We start from the raw sequence: 16,758 nt of genomic DNA, 5'->3' as shown, positions 1-16,758 counted from the left end.
TTCTCGCGATGTCGCCGACAAGGGCTTATAACAAGCGAGGTTTATGCTAACTTAAAGCAGAGGAGAGAACAAATGACCTGGGAATATTTAGGCTATGTCGCTTCTGCTTTGTTAGTTACGTCACTGGCGATGAGCGATGTCGTGAAACTACGTTGGTTTAATCTCGCCGGCTGTATCGCGTTCACTGCCTATGGGGTCGCCATTGCGGCGTGGCCAGTGGCACTGACCAACGCCTTACTCTCTGTTGTTAACATCTATCACTTGCACAAATTAGCACAGGCTAAACGTCAAAGCGCAGGCTGACGCTGGTAGCGACGCTGGCCTGCCAACCAAGTTTCTAACACCTTGGTTTGCCATACCTGTTGCACCGGGGCATGAATAATGTCGGTGTCGACAAGGATAAAATCTGCCCACTTGCCTTTTTCTAAACTGCCAACCTTAAACTCTTGGAAGGCGCTGTAGGCAGCGTCTAGTGTGAATGCTCGCAAAGCTTGTTCGCGCGAGAGCAATTCTTTAGGACGCCAACCTTGCTCAGGTAAGCCTTGATGGTCTTGACGTGTGATAGCGCTATAAAGACCATGGAAAGGGTTCGCAAGCTCCACGGGAAAGTCTGAACCCGCTGCCACACGAGAGCCTTGCTCTAGAAATGTGCGCCACGCATAAGCGCCTGCTAGCTGTGAGTCGCTCAAGCGTTGCTCGGCCATATGCATGTCAGAGGTGGCATGAACCGGCTGCATAGAAGGAATAATCTTAAGTGCTTTAAAGCGCGGGATATCATCGGTATCAACAATTTGCGCATGCTCAATACGGTTACGTAGCAAAATACCACCTGTGCGTTTAAAGACATTCTCGTAGGCGTTAAGCACTATTTGGTTGGCTCTGTCGCCTATAGCGTGGGTATGAGCGGAGAAACCATGCTTAAAGCATAAACTGAAAATATCCTCGAGCTGTTGTTGGTCCTCAAGCATCAGGCCTCGATGCCCCTTTCTGTCGGCATAGTCTTGCAGTAGGGCGGCACCACGAGAGCCTAGCGCGCCATCCGCGTATACTTTCACACTGCGAATAGCCAACATGTCTTCATTATCATCGACTTTACCAGCTTTGAGCATGGCTTCGAGCTTGGCATCTGTGGCCCCGAGCATAGCGTAAATGCGCAGCGGAAGGTTGTTGTCTTTGGCGCGTTGTTTATACAGTTGCCAAGTATCAAAATCGATGCCGGCATCATGGGCACTGGTAATACCTAAGCTTAATAAATGTTGACCGGCTTTATCTAACGCTGTGGCGAGGGCTTTCTCGCTGCGCTTGGGAATGTGTGCTGTGATCAACTGCTCTGCTTTATCTATAAATACGCCGCTCGGACTCCCTTCGGCAGTGCGTATTATTTCACCTCCGGCCGGGCTTGTTACCTTACTATCAAGACCTGCTAACTCCATGGCTTTGGAGTTGACCCAAATAGCATGACCATCTACGCGACTTAATACCACGGGTCGGTCGCTTACGAACTTGTCTAAATCAGCGGCACTGGCGAAGGTTTTTCCAGGCCAAAGTTCCTGGTTCCAGCCACGACCTATGATCCATGGTTGTTCAGACTGTGCGGCGAACGCCTGAAGACGCTTGCCCACCTCTGCAACCGAGGTTGCGCCACGTAAATCAAGCTGCATTAGGTTTTGCCCTAAGCCAATGATATGACCGTGCGCATCGATAAGGCCAGGAAGTAGCACCTTACCTTGGCCGTCGATGCGCTTTGCATCAGGGTAGCTTTTACTAAGTTGTGCTTTGCCGCGATTGATCACTCGGCCATCTTTAATCACTAAGGTTGCAAAGGTCTCAAGCTCGCCTTTTTGAGTGGGTGTATAACCTTTTATATTATGAATAACCGTGGTTTGTGCCAATACTGTGCAAGGTATAGAGCACATCATTAATAGTGCAACGAGTCTGTTTTTCATCATTTTTATCCTCTTTAGCAGCTTTGTGAATGTAGCAAATTTATACGCGAGGGAACAGCCAGTAAGAGGAGGATAATTAAGCAGCAACAAAAAGGGCCGCTAAAGCGGCCCTTATCATCAGCACTTAGCTGTTTATACCTTAAAGCGGTCTACAGACTGGCGCAACTCTTCAGCGAGCTTGGCCACTTCAGTACTTGATTCTGAAGTCTGGTCGGCCCCTTGAGCTGTCTGCTCAGCGATAGAAACAATTTGCTCCAAGCGCTCACTTATTTCTTGCGACACTTGCTGTTGCTCCATCGCTGCCGATGAGATTTGCTCGCTGACATCGTGGGCAGTGGCAACGGCATGAGTGATTGAGTCTAGCGCAGTGGTTGCATGTTCACTTTGCTCAACACAGGACTCGGCTTGTTGACGGCCTTTCGACATCGCTTCTACAGCAGCTTGAGCGCCGGTTTGCAGCGATTCAATCATGTTCTGAATCTCTTGCGTCGACTCTTGTGTCTTACTTGCCAATGAGCGTACTTCATCAGCTACAACGGCAAAGCCTCGCCCTTGTTCGCCTGCTCGTGCGGCTTCGATGGCAGCATTCAATGCCAGGAGATTAGTTTGCTCGGCAATGCCACGAATAACATCCAAGATACCGCCAATTGATGCGCTGTCTTGATGCAGCTGATTAATAACCTGTGAGGCGTTATCAACTTCAATAGCCAACTGTTCGATAGTCTCTTTGTTTTGGTTAGAGATCCCTTTAACACGGCTAGCTTCGCTGTCGGCATTCTTAATCTCACTCAGTGCTTGTTGAGCACTGTCGTTCACCGCCTGAGAAGTACTACTCATTTCGGTTGTTGCAGTCGCGGCTTGCTCTACCTGAGCGCGCTGCGATTGAATTGCGTGGCTTGACTCAGAGGTGATGGTCGACGTCTGCTCTGATGCTGCAGCAAGTTGCGTTGAACGCGAGATGATGCCTTGAATCAAAGCTCGCAAGCTGTCAATTAGGGTATTACAACTGCGTGCCAGCTCACCGAATTCATCTTGTGCACTGTCGTCTAAGCGCTGCGTCATATCTCCTGAGGCAACAATATTAAGCACGCTGTTTACCTCACTCAATGGTTTAGTAATACGGCTTACGGTGAAATAAGCAACAATCACTGCGATGATGGTGGCTATGATCATGCCTAACCAAGTCCACAGGTTAGCGGCACTGACATCGGCACGTACACCTTCTTGTTGCTTGAAGGCAAGGTTATTCACTTGCTTCACTAAGGTGGTCAGGTTTTTGATCGCCTGCTCAGTGGTTACTTCTGAGTTTTCAAGATTAACCGTGGTTTTATCTAAGGTGTTAAGTAATTCCAACTTGTTTGCGGCAAGAGAACTTGAGCCTTTAACCGCATCGCTAATGGTACTTACATAGGTATTTAAATCACTGTACAGCGACGCATCTTTAGCGCTTACAGCTTCTTCAATCAGCCCCATTGAGCGTTCAAGCTCGTCCATATAAAACAGTTGGTCGTTCTTAATAATTTCCAGTGTTTGTTTATTCTTAACAGACAGAATATCGTTGCCAGTGGTGGCAATCGCGGTGAGGTTGTTTTCCAATTGCGTAACTGCCTGGTAAGCGCGTGGTGAGTCTTCTTCTAGGCCGTCTAAGTCAGAAATATCAAGAACCACAGAAATGGCATCTTCTGCATTTAAGTCGATATCGTCAAACTGGCTGCGCAGTGTATTGCGAAGTGCCAGCGCTTTCGCTTTGTTGTTAAACAGCTGAGTGACTTGGCCCTCAAACTGGGTGTAAGTTTTTTCTACGGTTTGCGCGAGCTGTTTTAATTCTGGCTCATTAGCAACCACATCCATAAGGTTAGCCATGGACTTATCAAAGCGCTTTTGCTCTTTATTGTAAGCTTGCTTTAGCTCAGCAAGGGACTTTTCATCCTCGCTATTGTAGGCGCCCAATGCTGCTTTACTCATGAGCACAAATTCAACTTGTAGCTCAGAGCTTTTATCTAAAGCAGGTAAAGAAAGTTGGTTAACACTTTGCGTCGAGCTATCAATATTCGCAATGCGAACAAGAGAGTTGCCACCTATAACCAAAAGGAGGAGGGTGATAAAGATGAATCCACCCCAGATACGTTGACTCACAGTAAGCTTCATAGATGTTCCTAACTACATAAAATATCTTAACTTATCGGCAGGATTAAGGATAAATTAAGGTAACTATTGCTAAAATGTAACAACTTTTTGCGTTTTTATCAGCTTATTGCGATAAAAATTCGCATTGCTTTACAACTTTTTTCTTACTCTGCAAGTCCATCAGAGTCATGCTGCCACCCCAAACACATCCTGTGTCCAAAGCATGTACATTATCTCGCCCTGTTTTACCTTCTAGTGCCGCCCAATGCCCAAATACAATGTCAAAATCATCATGCTGACGATGGCTGTGAGCAAACCAAGGTACAAGCTGATCATCGCACCCTGGTTTACCTTTTTCTTTTAGGTTTAAAGCACCGCTGGGTTCCACAAAGCGCATGCGGGTGAAACTATTGATAGTATAGACAAACTTTTCCATTTCGCTGAGAGAATCGCACCATTTTACAGGCCTGTTTTGATACATGTGCGCGAAATAATGAGCCGCGTCTTTTCCCTGATAACAGCGCTGCGCTTGTTGCGCTTGCTCAAGAGCTTGTGTAAGTGACCAATGTGGAGACAAGCCAGCATGACATACCAGTGTGTTCAGCGGCGCTAACCAAAGAGCTAAGGGTTGGTTACGTAAAAACGCGAGTAAGGAATCAAAATCGTCGGCGGCAAATAAAGGGGCGAGTTTATCTTTTGGGTTGGGTTCTTTATTTAATGCTGCACAAGCCAGTAGGTGTAAATCGTGATTACCTAAGGTGACACTCACACTGCCTTGCAATTGCACAAGTCGGCGCAGACATGACAGCGAGTCGGGGCCGCGCGCAACGATATCACCTACACAATAGAGATGATCTTGGCTGGGGTTGAAATTAACGCGCCGCAACAGTGCATCAAATTCATGATAACAGCCTTGCAGATCACCTATTGCGTATAACGCCATGAGCTTAGTGTAAAATGTTGGGGCGGTTCAGGCGGAAAACATCAATGGGCGCCTGGAACTCATTGCCAAATTCGCTGCGCATCACGTAGTAGCCTTGCATGGTGCCCACGGGAGTTTCTAACACAGCGCCACTGGTATAACTGTAACTCTCACCCGGGCCGATGGTTGGCTGCTCACCAACCACGCCTTCACCTTCTACCTCGACTTCTTTGCCATTGGCGTCGGTGATAAGCCAATAACGACTGACGAGCTTGGCGCTACTCAGGCTGTGATTCTTTATCGTGATGTTATAAGCAAATACGTATTTGTCTTGCTCTGGCTCCGATTGACCTTCAACGTAGAAGGTCTCGACATTCACTTTAATCGCTGAATCTGTACTACTGCTTGTTGTCATATAACCAATTCGCAATCTCAATAAATTGTTGTAAACTCAGGCTTTCTGCTCGCAAACTTGGATCGATACCTAGGCTTTTTAGCTGCGCTTCATCCAATAAATTGCTCAAGCTATTTCGCAGTGTTTTACGGCGCTGATTAAACGCTTCTAAACACACGGTATTAAGTAACTTAGTATCTTTAGCGCTGCGTTGTGCTTTGTCTTTCGGCACTAAGCGCACCACGGCCGAATCCACCTTAGGTGCCGGTTTAAAGCAATTAGGCGGCACTTCAATAACAGGAATGGCATGGCAGTAATATTGTGTCATTACGCTCAAACGGCCAAAGGCTTTGCTACCAGGACCTGCGACCATGCGATTAACCACCTCTTTTTGCAGCATAAAGTGCATATGCTCCACCTCATCAACAAAGTTGAATAGGTGGAATAGCAGTGGTGTTGAAACATTGTAAGGCAGATTACCAAATATTTTTAATTTGGCGTCGTTGCGTAGCAGCGAGGAAAAATCGAATTTCATCGCATCGCCTTGATGTACCGTTAGCTTCGGTGCCATAAAGGGATGGTGAATCAGGCGCTCGGCTAAGTCTTTATCAAGCTCAACCACGTTAAGGTGGTCGGTCAACTCGCACACCGGTTCGGTGATTGCGCCCAAACCTGGACCAATCTCGACTAGGTTATCGCCCGGACGCGGGTCGATAGCGGTGACTATTTTGTCAATGACGGTTTCGTCATGAAGAAAGTTTTGCCCGAATCGCTTTCGAGCATAGTGGCCTAGGTGTAATTTATCTGTCATTGTCTCTTAGCTTTTTTGCTCGCCATTTTGATTGCTTCATTTAAAGCAACGCGAAAACTGCCAGCGTCTGCTTGGCCACTCGCAGCTAAGTCAAGGGCAGTGCCGTGATCGACTGAGGTGCGAATAAAAGGAAGGCCAAGGGTGATATTTACGGAATTTCCAAAACCCTTATATTTTAACACAGGCAACCCCTGATCGTGATACATCGCTAGTACTGCATCCGCCTCATTGAGGTATTTATCTTGGAAAAGGGTGTCTGCAGGAAGGGGGCCCACTAAGTTCATACCTTGTTGATTTAGCGCTTCCAAGGTCGGAGTGATCACTTCAATTTCTTCACGGCCAAGGTGCCCGCCTTCGCCAGCGTGTGGGTTTAAACCACAGACTAAAATGCGCGGTTTGGCAATTGCGAATTTAGTACGTAAATCGTGCTCAAGAATACCAATTACCTTTTTCAAGCGCTCTTCTGTGATGGCTTTGGCAACATAGGCCAGCGGGATGTGCGTGGTGACTAACGCAACTCGCAGTCCTTGTGTTGCTAACAGCATCACGACATCCGGGGTATTTGATTGTTGTGCAAAATATTCGGTGTGCCCGCTGAAAGAAATACCCGCTTTATTAATGATACCTTTGTGAACTGGGCCTGTAACGATGGCATCGAACGTGCCATCCATGTTTTTCTCACAGGCGATACGCAGAGTATCAAGCACATACTCGCCATTTTTCTCATCAAGTTCACCAGCCACCACAGGCGTTGCTAAATCGACTTGATGGATATACAACTCACCCGCTTCGCTGGGCTGGGCAGGAGCTTGCTCATCAAAAGGCGTTAACCGTAGCGGCAGACCCAGCGCTTTGGCTCGTTGTTGCAATAGCTTAGCATCAGCAATAGCGACCAGTTGTGCGGGCCACTGCTGCTGTGCTAATTCAAGCAATAAGTCCGGGCCTATGCCAGCCGGCTCCCCCGGAGTAATGGCGATACGTAAGGTCATAACCATTAATCCTCTGCGAAGATCTCAATGTGTGCTTGCTCGCGGATCTCCTGCTGGAACGCAAAGCTCTCTTCTTTGAACTTACGATTATATAGCAGCTGCTGAGCACGGTTTTTCTTCGCTAAATCGGTTTTATCGGCGACGCGTTTATCTAACAGCTGCACGATGTGCCAGCCGAAAGTGGAACGGAACGGTTCACTGATCTCGCCTTTTTCTAGCGACATTAACGTATCGCGAAACGCAGGCACATAAGTAGTAGGGTCGGTCCAATCGTACTCACCACCTTTAAGCGCTGAGCCCGGATCTTCAGAATATTCTTTTGCCAATTCGGCAAAGTCAGCATCACCGGCACGCAAGTCTTTGACAAAGCCTTCAAGCATTGAGCGTGCTTTCTCTTCACTCAATATAATTGAGGGCTTGAGAAGAATGTGACGTGAGCGCATCTCGACAGTTTCCACGACTTGGCGGCCACGCACGTCTTGTACTTTAATGATGTGAAAGCCCGCGCCACTGCGCAGTGGGCCAACAATCGTGTCTTTTTTCTTACCTTTCACTGCCTCGGCAAATAATGAAGGCATTTCATTGGTGCTCATCCACCCTAGCTGTCCACCTTCGAGCGCCTTAGAGCCACTGGATGAGGCGATTGCGATACGCTTAAACTCTCGGCCTTCTTCGAGTAATTCAATAACTTTAGCTGCACGGTCTTGCGCACTGGCAATTTCCTCTGGCGTTGCAGAGCTGGGAATATCGATAAGAATATGGCCAATATCATATTCCTCACTGTTGCCGCCTTGCTGCTCCATAATTTGTAAAAGGTTTTCAATCTCTTGCAAGCTAATGTAGATACGACGATCGACGTTAGCGCGCAATACCTGCTGAGTGGTGATCTCTTTACGAATATCTTCACGGAATTGGGCGAAGCTTTCACCGGATGCTTCCACTGAGCGACGCATGTCGGCAATCGTACCGCCTTGGTCTTTTGCCATGGTTGCAAGAGTTTGATCAAGCTGGCCATCGGAGATTTCTAACCCCATACGGTCGGCCATTTGCATCAGTAAGGTTTGATTGACGAGTCGCTCAATAGCTTGCACACGTAAAGCACTGTCAGTGGGAAGATCTTGACCACTTTCTTTGGCTTGTGCTTTTACTCGGTTAACAATGGCGTCCACTTCACTTTCAAGGATCACCCCTTCGTTAACGATACCTACGACTTGGTCAATAAGTTGTTCTTGTGCTTGTACACCCTGAGATAACCCTAGGGCGAATAAAGTTGTTGCTAAAAAACGTCTGAATTTCATACTTTTTATTGCTTTAATTGGTAAGGAAATAGGGGCGACGGTAGCCAAAAATGCCTTCTCTAAGTAACTTTTGTGCATCATAACTGCTCTTGCCTCCAAGTCCTTTAAGGACAAATTTGATGCCGATCCCCGAGTCGAAGATGGCTTGCTCTTGGTTTATGCTTTGGTTTAAGTCCGTTTCTATTTGTCTGCGGCCAGTGATCTGCACTGCCCAACAACATGACTCATACTGTAAACCACTGAACACTTCGATGCTACGACCGGTTTCAATATCACGGTGGTAGCTGGCCACGAATTGCCAGTTATCGTCAATTGGGACACTGGTAAACATACCTATTTGCTCAATTGTATTCCCTGAGACATCGTTTGCATAGCGATGGTTCAACTGCACCAACTCATTATCGTCGCCCTTATAATCTAGGGTCACATGGGATTGGATTATTTGCTTGCCATCGGTGTCGTACTGAATGCCGCCAGAGAGATACCAACGACGGTGCCAGTGCCACATGGCTTCACCGGCGAATAACGCGTTGTAATTGTTTTCGCCGGCAAAGTCTTGCTCTGTGGGTTTAGCAGAATCAGAGAGATAAAATATTTGCCCGACACTGAGGTTAAATAATTCCTCATTTTGTTTATCAAAGATACGCGTTGTCGCCCCGAGGGTAATTTGGTTAGCCGCAGCGATGCGGTCTACACCGGAGAAACGACGATCGCGGAACAGGCCATAAAAGTCGTCTTGGAGTTTGGTGGTATCAAACAGGCCAATGTTATTTTGGTCTTTATTGGGGGTGTACAAATATTGAATTTGTGGTTCCAGGGTTTGAATACCATCTTCGACGAGTAAACTGGTGTCGCGCTCGAAGTTAAGTTGGCTGTATAGGCGAACTTTCGGTAGGGTTCTGTTTACCGTTTGCTCATACTGCGTCCCTTCAAGATTACCTTGCTGGTCATAATAAGTGTGCAGCACACTGAACTCGGAGAGAAATGACCACGCATAACGCTCTTCACTAAAACGCAGTTGCGGTTCTATATGCACTCGTGTGGCTTCATCAATAGTTCGCGTGCTGTTACGGAAATGGCTCAACTCGCCGCTTACTGTGGCGTCAAACCAACCCAATTTATAGGCATTTGTCTGAGTAAAACCGATGCGAGGCAAGGTTGTGTAGGACTCAAGATGGTCGCCCAGGACTTCATAATCTTGCAATTGTATATCAGTGCGCCAACGCTCACCCAAATGGGTAAGAATCCCCGTACGGGCTAAGTGGGTGTCGGTTTTATTGGCGTAATTAGAATTCAGGTCGGTGAGGTAGTTATCGTCACTCACATTCGTAATATCTACGCCTGCACGCCAGACATCACTAAAGTAGCTCTGCTGCTGCCAGTGGAATAAATAACGGTTTCCAAGCTCGCGCTCACTTTTATCTGAATCCAAGTATTCGAGCCCTAGCAAACCTTGGCTGCTCGGGGTTAAATAACGAAACTCAGACTGCAGCTGAATACCTTTTTTGGACATATAGCGCGGCGTTAATGTGAGGTCGTAATTAGGAGCCAAGTTGATGTAGTAAGGAGTGATAGTCTCCACGCCAAATCGGTTTGAGCTGGAAATCTGTGGTGCTAAAAACCCTGTTTTGCGTTTATCATCAATAGGAAAGGTAAAATAGGGCAGATACAACACCGGAGTATCATAAATTTTCAGTGTGGCACCGTAGGTCTCGCCCCAACCTTCTTTTTGCGAAAGAATGATCTTATCGGCGCTGATTGCCCAAGTTTCGCTATCGACCGGGCAGGTCGTGAAGCTGGCATTACTCAGCTCTAAGGCGTCCTCGTTAACCTGCAATTGTTCAGCGCCACCACGGCCTTGCTGTTGAGTGAGCTGATAATCGGCACCAAGAAGGCTGATATTAGAGTCGTTTAAGCTTGCATTTAAGCCGCGACTGGTGATTTTAGAGACACCGTCTCGGTAAGTTAGCGGCCCAGTCGCATTTAATAAGCCTTGTTGTTTGTCGATCAGTGCCGACTGTGCTTGTAAGCTCATGGTGCGCGTATTGATGTTGACGTTGCCGTCAAACTGAGCACTATCTTGGCCTATTAATTCAACATCGTCGGAAACAATTTCTACTAGACCCAAGGGTAAGTTAGGGGCTTGCCAAGGCGCAGGGCGTGAAGCAGCTAAGCAGTGCGCTACCTTAATATTTTGTGATAACTGTTTTTTATCGGTATCTGTGTGCTCTTGCGCCGAAGCGGTGTTGGCCGCAAGCTCTGCTGTGCGCGCAAAAACGGCGCCTGCGCTGGCACCATACAGGGCGAGAATAACCATGCCCCACAATTTATTCATCGACTTCCCTTAAACTTAATGTTGCTTGCCAAGTGCACTGGAAATAAGCATGACATAATAAAGCAATTTTTCCGTAATTACATCCGCTGACAAAGCGATGTCAGCGGATAAGGGTTAAAAATTGTTAGTGATAAAAGCGCTAGGGTATACAACTAGCTGCGCTACTGGGTCATGCTTTCGCTTGTTAGTTCGATGATTTTTCGTCACTATGTGGTGCACATTGGTTTTCAGAGGTATTTAGGTGATGTGGGGCAAGCTTCTTGGTGCCTGCTTTGGCTTTATGTTTGGTAAGTTTCTTGGCGCCTTATTGGGGCTGTTCGTTGGGCATATGTTCGATAGAAGCTTAAAGCAGGACTTTGACCGTGCTGGCGGTTTTCGTGGCTTTTTTAACCACGAAGATGTATCTCAGCGCCAAGCCTTATTTTTCTCTAGTTGCTTTGCTGTCATGGGGCACATCGCGAAATCCAACGGTCGCGTCAACGAGATGCACATTCGTGCAGCCACTCAGTTTATGGATGAAATGGGCTTAAGTGGTGAAGACAAGCGCGAAGCTCAGCATGCATTTCGCGCGGGTAAAGAGGCTGATTTCTCCATGAATGCGACGCTGCGAGAGTTCCGCGAGCATTTTGCCGGGCGCTTCGATATGTTGCAGTTATTTTTGGAAATCCAAATTCAGATGGCCTTCAGTGATGGCCACTTAGCTGAGCAAGAAAAAGCGCTGTTGGAGCAAGTCGCCAAAGGGCTGGGCGTCAGTAAAACCCATTTTAACTTTATCCTCAAACGCTACCAAGCCGAATTTGCTTTTCGCCAACAGCAGCAACGCTTTTCTCAGCAACAACAGCATCATCATCGAGGGCGTACATCAAGTACCAGCGATACGGGTATGAATCGTCGTCAGGCGTTGGATATTCTTGGTTTGGAAGAGGGAGCGGATGCGCGCACTGTTAAAAAGGCCTACCGCAAGTTGATGGCGCAGCACCACCCAGATAAGTTAGTCTCTCAGGGCCTTCCTGAGCATATGATGAAATTAGCACAAAAGAAAAGCCAGGATATCCAAGCGGCGTATGAGTACTTAAAGGCTTAGAATAAGCGCCGCAGAAAACCGTCGATTTCCGTTGCTAGGCGGTGTATTTGCTGCTGCTCACTAAGCTCAGCGAACAATGTACGTTGGCGGTAATCAAATTTTCTGTTTTTCTCTGCCCAGAGTCGCCGCTGTGGCCGTTGCTGTGTGGCCCAGCTATGATCAAAAGGAGTGTACACATCGAGCACCGCAGGGGGCATCACTGATAAATTGGCGCTAATGTGATGGTGGCGCGCAGGGACCGGCAAGTAGGCGCCCACAGCAATAAACGCGTTAATATCCACCTGTAGATTATCGACAAAGTACTCACTGAGTAAGCCAGCGCTGCGCCCAGCAGCGAACACACTAACCGCTTTGCCTTGCTCCTGTGCCCGCTCTAGCAGACTAACAAGTTGTGCGCTTAAGCGCTGTTGTTCTTTATCCAACAGTTCAGAGGAGATGGCTTGTTGATAGCCTGGGACATAACTGGGTTGCGACTGCTCGGTTTCGTCAGCAGGTTGTGGAGGCGGCTCCTGAGATTGCTGCGTTTGCTCTTGTTGCTGCTCTTCGCTAGCGTCTTGCTGGGCAGCTTCGCTCTGTTGCTCATCGTCATGTGTTGCTGGGCGGTTAACTAAGAGGTAGCTGCTGTAGCCACGCTCACTGAGCAGTGCCCGTAAAAATATAAAACCACGTTGATTACCATAGGGGTCGTCGATGCTCGGGATCATAAGCACGACACCGCGATGCTCTGACGCCATATGTGGGCGAAACACCACATTAAACTCTTCCCCTTTGGCGAGCAGCGTTTGTGTCTCATCGAGGCTAGCTAGGTAATGCCTATCGAGGGTCGGGCTGGCATTGGCTGGCCATTGCACGAGCAACCCTATTAATATCAGTATCAATCGCAGCACAGACGTTAAACACCCTCTATTATTTTATATCTACATAGCTATCGGCCAACGCCATAAAAAGTTTAGAACGGACACGAAGCGGTGAACTCCATCATCTCTTCGTTACTAGGATGGCGAAGCTGTAGCCAAGTGGCGTGTAGTTGTAGCCTATCTGCTCGCGCTTTGGCGCGTTCATGGGCGTAAAGTCTATCGCCGAGGATCACATGTCCTAGGCTAAGCATATGTACACGTAACTGATGACTGCGCCCGGTGATCGGGGTGAGTTCAACGCGAGTGGCGTCCTGCTCATAATCAAGCACCTGATAATGAGTGAGTGAGGGTTTTCCTCGGTCATGATCGACCATTTGCTTTGGCCGGTTTGGCCAGTCGCAAATAAGGGGCAAATCGACGCTACCACTTTGCTGTTTTAGATGACCCTCAACCCGAGCAAGATAACGCTTGGCCGTTTGCCGCGCTTGGAATTGCATACTTAGATGACGGTGTGCGGCTTTATTTAATGCCAGACAAATAACCCCGGAGGTAGCCATATCCAGGCGGTGCACAATTTTGGCGCTAGGAAAAACAAGGTTAGCGCGACGGATCACACAATCTGCATGCTTGGGGTCTTTACCGGGAACGCTGAGTAAACCACTGGGTTTATCCAGTACTAATAAGTCATCATCTTGGTAAAGAATGCGCAGATAAGGAGTGCGCGGTGGATTATAGTGTAACAGCATGGCCAGCCCCGTTAGATAAGGCCGGCCATTTTAAAGAAATGCTTAGTGGCTGACAACGATTAAGCGAATGGCATCGAGTTTAACCTTGGCTTTGTCGATGTAATCATCCATTTGCTGCTTGTTATCACGATAATAACTGAGCTCCTCGTCACGAATATTCGGATTGATTTCTTTCAGGTTTTGTAAGCGAGTCAGCTCTGTATCCAGAGCCTGATGCATGCTCTGTTTGGCCTGCTCACGTAGTTGCTCCATGTGCACCTGCGCCTGCTCATTACCTTGCTCAATCAGCGGGTGAATGGCACTTTGTAATGCGTTCACAAGTTTCGAAGCCGTTTGTCTGCCAACGGCATTTAATTGCTGATTAAAGGTATCAAAGGCAACATTGGCGCTGAGGTCGTTACCGCCTTTATCCAGTAGTAGTCGTATGGGAGTCGGCGGTAAATAGCGGCCTAATTGTAATGATTTCGGAGCCATGGCTTCGGCGATGTAGACCAATTCAACAAAGAAGGTGCCGGCCGGCAGTTTTTTGTTTTTAAACAGCGCCACCGAAGCGGTGCCAAAATCGTCATCACAGATCATCTCCATTGCCCCTTCGACCATGGGGTGATCCCAACTGATAAAGTGCAAATCCTCTTGCGCAAGCGCCGTGTCTCTATCAAAAGTGACACTGATGCCTTCTTCTTTTAAGCAGGGGAAGGTGGCACCAAGCATGTGCTCCGTGGGTTTGAGGATAATGCTATTTTCGCCTTTGTCCTCTTGGTTTACACCCCAAATATCAAACACATTGATCATGTAGCTGGGCAGCTCAAAACTATGATCTAAGGCATTGATATCCTGCACTAGGTGCTCAGACTGACCTTGGCCGCTGGAGTGCAGCTCTAATAATCGGTCACGTCCTGACTCCATTTGCGCTTTGAGCGCTAGGTAACGCGTATGAACGCGCTGTACCAGTGCTTGCAGCGGTTCATCTTGGTAGCTGCCATCAGCCAGTAACTCGATGAGCTCATCGCCAAACTCTTGATTGAGAATATGCCCAGTGCTGGCAGTGTGTTCAAAGGCATTCAGGCCATGGTGATACCACTGCAGCAGGGTGTCTTGCGCAGTGTGTTGAAAATAAGGCACGTGAATTTTAATGTCTTCGCTTTGGCCGATACGATCTAAGCGGCCAATGCGCTGCTCTAGAAGGTCTGGGTTGAGCGGCAAGTCGAACAGCACGAGGTGGTGAGCGAACTGGAAGTTGCGCCCCTCAGAGCCAATCTCAGAACAAATAAGGACTTGAGCACTGTCTTCAATGTCGGCAAAGAATGCGGCGGCGCGGTCACGTTCAATAATGCTCATGCCTTCATGGAACAGTGCGGCCTTGATCCCCTCGCGTTCACGCAGTGCTTGCTCAAGGCTTAACGCGGTTTCGGCTTTAGCACAAATCACCAACATCTTTTGCGGCTTATTGGCGTTAAGGGTGTCGATAAGCCACTGTACCCGAGGGTCGAACTGTGTCCAGCTGCTGTCTTGACCCTCGAATTCTTGGAACATTTTCTCTGGGAACAGCGCGCGCATGGCGTTGAGCTCAGCCGGCCCTGAGCTGCCTAAACTGCCCATTACGTTCATCGCCGTTTGGTATTGCGACGGCATTGCCATTGGGTAGGTGTGCAAAATACGCTCGGGGTAGCCGCTTATGCCACTGCGGCTGTTACGGAATAAAATGCGCCCTGTGCCATGACGGTCCAGAAGCTGCTCTAGCATGCTGGCTTTCGCTTGCTCATCGCCCTTAGCAATACCGGCAAGTAGTGCTTGCGCTTCGCTACCTAGCAGGTTGGTAAGTACTTGCTGTTGTTCAGTGCTCAGAGCTTGTTCTTGGAGTACGCTATTGGCTGCGTCAGCAATGTTTTGATAATGTGACTCTTGGGCAACAAAGGCGTCGTAGTCATAGAACCTGTCAGGGTCGAGCAGTTTCAAACGGGCAAAGTGACTTTGGTGGCCAAGCTGATCTGGGGTGGCGGTAAGCAAAATAAGACCGGCAATATCGCGACTGAGCTCTTCAATGCGCTGATACTCGGTGCTGGGTTTATCCACCGACCAGCTTAGGTGATGCGCTTCATCAACCACCATAAGGTCCCAATCCGCCAAGGTTGCTTGTTCAAACCAGCGTTTTTTCTTGGTTAGGAATTCTAAGCTAGTGAGCACCAACTGTTCGGTTTCAAACACATTGGGGCTGTCGGCATAGGCTTCGGCGCAGCGCTCTTCATCAAAAATGGCAAACTGTAAGTTAAAGCGGCGCAGCATTTCTACTAGCCATTGATGTTGTAAATTCTCCGGCACGACTATGAGCACGCGCGCAGCGCGCCCGGTAAGCAACTGTTGGTGCAAAATCATACCGGCTTCAATGGTTTTACCTAGACCCACTTCATCGCTGAGTAACACGCGCGGGGCAAAACGTTGTCCCACCTCACGGGCAATATGCAATTGGTGCTCAATAAGGCTAGCGCGTTGCCCAATTAACCCTTTTAGTGGTGACTGCGCGCGCTGGTAGCGATGTTGCCACGTGTTGTAGCGCAGCGTGTAACGGTCGAAACGGTCTACTTGACCAGCAAAAAGCCTGTCTTGAGGCTTATTAAACTTAATAAAATGATCGAGAAAAGTTTCTTTGAGTTCCACCGGTTCGTCATTATCAAGACGTTTGCCTACATAGGTATATAAGCCATCGCTTTGTGTTACTTCGCTGACCTCAAGTTCCCATTCATCAGCACTGCGAATAGTATCGCCAGGATTGAACTTTACACGGGTAACGGGGGCTTCACTTTGTGCATAGACCCGGTTTTCCCCGCTTGCAGGAAAAAGAATGCTTACTTGGCGTCCTTCCAATGCAACTACGGTACCTAATCCTAAATCGGACTCGGTATCACTGATCCAACGTTGACCTAAGGAAAAATTCATTACTTGCTCGACTCGACTTTGATTTACCTAGGCTTGAGCGCGTTGGCCCAAGCAAAAAAAGGCGGCTATATTAGCGTGCTCTTGATTGATTATCACCACAAAACGCAGAAAAGTTTCTACGCTTGTGTGTTTTATATACAGCAGCAAAAGAAGGGCATTTTTGCAAACAAAAAAGTGTGATTTTCATCGTCTTTTTTACTGTCATAAAAGCGTCTTTTGTAATCCATAGACTAAACTTGAAGTATGCCGTTACTGATTCAGGCTGTTTATTGAGCTGCGGCGGCATACATACAATAAAAGACAAATAGGAACGCG

Annotated in this window: 13 protein-coding genes; 2 read left to right on the top strand and 11 right to left on the bottom strand. The window is 48.0% G+C overall.

Annotated elements, in window-relative coordinates; genetic code table 11:
• Nucleotides 1-72 precede the first annotated feature (72 nt).
• Complete coding sequence (locus MHM94_RS08030; protein WP_045979623.1) at nt 73-303, top strand: YgjV family protein; 231 nt, start codon at nt 73-75, stop codon at nt 301-303.
• Here MHM94_RS08030 and MHM94_RS08025 read toward each other — a convergent pair.
• The 8 genes from MHM94_RS08025 to lptD all read right to left on the bottom strand — a co-directional run bounded on the left by MHM94_RS08025 (nt 288) and on the right by lptD (nt 10,822).
• Nucleotides 288-1,949 carry an amidohydrolase gene (locus MHM94_RS08025; RefSeq protein ID WP_235419332.1) on the bottom strand — a complete coding sequence of 554 codons (1,662 nt, stop codon included), beginning with the start codon at nt 1,947-1,949 and terminating at the stop codon, nt 288-290. The genes MHM94_RS08030 and MHM94_RS08025 overlap by 16 nt on opposite strands.
• A 129-nt stretch (nt 1,950-2,078) precedes the next feature.
• On the bottom strand, nt 2,079-4,094 hold the full coding sequence (locus MHM94_RS08020) for a methyl-accepting chemotaxis protein (RefSeq protein WP_053911390.1): 2,016 nt from the start codon (nt 4,092-4,094) through the stop codon (nt 2,079-2,081).
• A gap of 103 nt (nt 4,095-4,197) precedes the next feature.
• Nucleotides 4,198-5,016 carry a symmetrical bis(5'-nucleosyl)-tetraphosphatase gene (locus MHM94_RS08015; RefSeq protein ID WP_053911388.1) on the bottom strand — a complete coding sequence of 273 codons (819 nt, stop codon included), beginning with the start codon at nt 5,014-5,016 and terminating at the stop codon, nt 4,198-4,200.
• Between the two features lie 4 nt (nt 5,017-5,020).
• Nucleotides 5,021-5,410 (bottom strand): Co2+/Mg2+ efflux protein ApaG, encoded by a 390-nt coding sequence (gene apaG, locus MHM94_RS08010; RefSeq protein WP_235419333.1) that lies wholly within the window; start codon nt 5,408-5,410, stop codon nt 5,021-5,023.
• The gene (gene rsmA / locus MHM94_RS08005; RefSeq protein WP_053911387.1) at nt 5,394-6,200 is read right to left on the bottom strand and encodes a 16S rRNA (adenine(1518)-N(6)/adenine(1519)-N(6))-dimethyltransferase RsmA; all 807 of its coding nucleotides are present in this window, start codon (nt 6,198-6,200) and stop codon (nt 5,394-5,396) included. The genes apaG and rsmA overlap by 17 nt, the downstream gene beginning before the upstream one ends.
• Complete coding sequence (gene pdxA, locus MHM94_RS08000) at nt 6,197-7,189, bottom strand: 4-hydroxythreonine-4-phosphate dehydrogenase PdxA (RefSeq protein WP_053911490.1); 993 nt, start codon at nt 7,187-7,189, stop codon at nt 6,197-6,199. Before pdxA ends, rsmA begins: the two co-directional genes overlap by 4 nt.
• Nucleotides 7,190-7,194: 5 nt before the next feature.
• The gene (gene surA, locus MHM94_RS07995) at nt 7,195-8,487 is read right to left on the bottom strand and encodes a peptidylprolyl isomerase SurA (protein WP_022946348.1); all 1,293 of its coding nucleotides are present in this window, start codon (nt 8,485-8,487) and stop codon (nt 7,195-7,197) included.
• Between the two features lie 13 nt (nt 8,488-8,500).
• A complete protein-coding gene (gene lptD, locus MHM94_RS07990) occupies nt 8,501-10,822 on the bottom strand; it encodes an LPS assembly protein LptD (RefSeq protein WP_235419334.1) in 2,322 nt (773 codons plus the stop codon).
• Nucleotides 10,823-11,066: 244 nt separating this feature from the next.
• On the opposite strand from lptD, the gene djlA reads away from it, so the two are divergent.
• Complete coding sequence (djlA, locus tag MHM94_RS07985; protein ID WP_235419440.1) at nt 11,067-11,906, top strand: co-chaperone DjlA; 840 nt, start codon at nt 11,067-11,069, stop codon at nt 11,904-11,906.
• Here djlA and MHM94_RS07980 read toward each other — a convergent pair.
• From MHM94_RS07980 to rapA, 3 genes are all read right to left on the bottom strand, one after another.
• Complete coding sequence (locus MHM94_RS07980) at nt 11,903-12,757, bottom strand: DUF3530 family protein (RefSeq protein ID WP_235419335.1); 855 nt, start codon at nt 12,755-12,757, stop codon at nt 11,903-11,905. The genes djlA and MHM94_RS07980 overlap by 4 nt on opposite strands.
• A gap of 98 nt (nt 12,758-12,855) precedes the next feature.
• On the bottom strand, nt 12,856-13,509 hold the full coding sequence (rluA, locus tag MHM94_RS07975; RefSeq protein ID WP_235419336.1) for a bifunctional tRNA pseudouridine(32) synthase/23S rRNA pseudouridine(746) synthase RluA: 654 nt from the start codon (nt 13,507-13,509) through the stop codon (nt 12,856-12,858).
• A 42-nt stretch (nt 13,510-13,551) separates the two neighbouring features.
• Nucleotides 13,552-16,443: an RNA polymerase-associated protein RapA gene (gene rapA, locus MHM94_RS07970; protein ID WP_235419337.1), complete on the bottom strand. Its 2,892-nt coding sequence runs from the start codon at nt 16,441-16,443 to the stop codon at nt 13,552-13,554.
• Nucleotides 16,444-16,758 lie beyond the last annotated feature (315 nt).

The organism is Pseudoalteromonas sp. CNAT2-18.1, assembly GCF_022347865.1.
GTDB lineage: Bacteria > Pseudomonadota > Gammaproteobacteria > Enterobacterales > Alteromonadaceae > Pseudoalteromonas > Pseudoalteromonas ruthenica.
This window is presented reverse-complemented; position numbering and strand designations above follow the sequence as displayed.

Coding starts and splice junctions, on each gene's coding strand:
- MHM94_RS08030 (WP_045979623.1), top strand. CDS start 73: ATGACCTGGGAATATTTAGGCTATGTCGCTTCTGCTTTGTTAGTTACG.
- MHM94_RS08025 (WP_235419332.1), bottom strand. CDS start 1,949: ATGATGAAAAACAGACTCGTTGCACTATTAATGATGTGCTCTATACCT.
- MHM94_RS08020 (WP_053911390.1), bottom strand. CDS start 4,094: ATGAAGCTTACTGTGAGTCAACGTATCTGGGGTGGATTCATCTTTATC.
- MHM94_RS08015 (WP_053911388.1), bottom strand. CDS start 5,016: ATGGCGTTATACGCAATAGGTGATCTGCAAGGCTGTTATCATGAATTT.
- apaG (WP_235419333.1), bottom strand. CDS start 5,410: ATGACAACAAGCAGTAGTACAGATTCAGCGATTAAAGTGAATGTCGAG.
- rsmA (WP_053911387.1), bottom strand. CDS start 6,200: ATGACAGATAAATTACACCTAGGCCACTATGCTCGAAAGCGATTCGGG.
- pdxA (WP_053911490.1), bottom strand. CDS start 7,189: ATGACCTTACGTATCGCCATTACTCCGGGGGAGCCGGCTGGCATAGGC.
- surA (WP_022946348.1), bottom strand. CDS start 8,487: ATGAAATTCAGACGTTTTTTAGCAACAACTTTATTCGCCCTAGGGTTA.
- lptD (WP_235419334.1), bottom strand. CDS start 10,822: ATGAATAAATTGTGGGGCATGGTTATTCTCGCCCTGTATGGTGCCAGC.
- djlA (WP_235419440.1), top strand. CDS start 11,067: ATGTGGGGCAAGCTTCTTGGTGCCTGCTTTGGCTTTATGTTTGGTAAG.
- rluA (WP_235419336.1), bottom strand. CDS start 13,509: ATGCTGTTACACTATAATCCACCGCGCACTCCTTATCTGCGCATTCTT.
- rapA (WP_235419337.1), bottom strand. CDS start 16,443: ATGAATTTTTCCTTAGGTCAACGTTGGATCAGTGATACCGAGTCCGAT.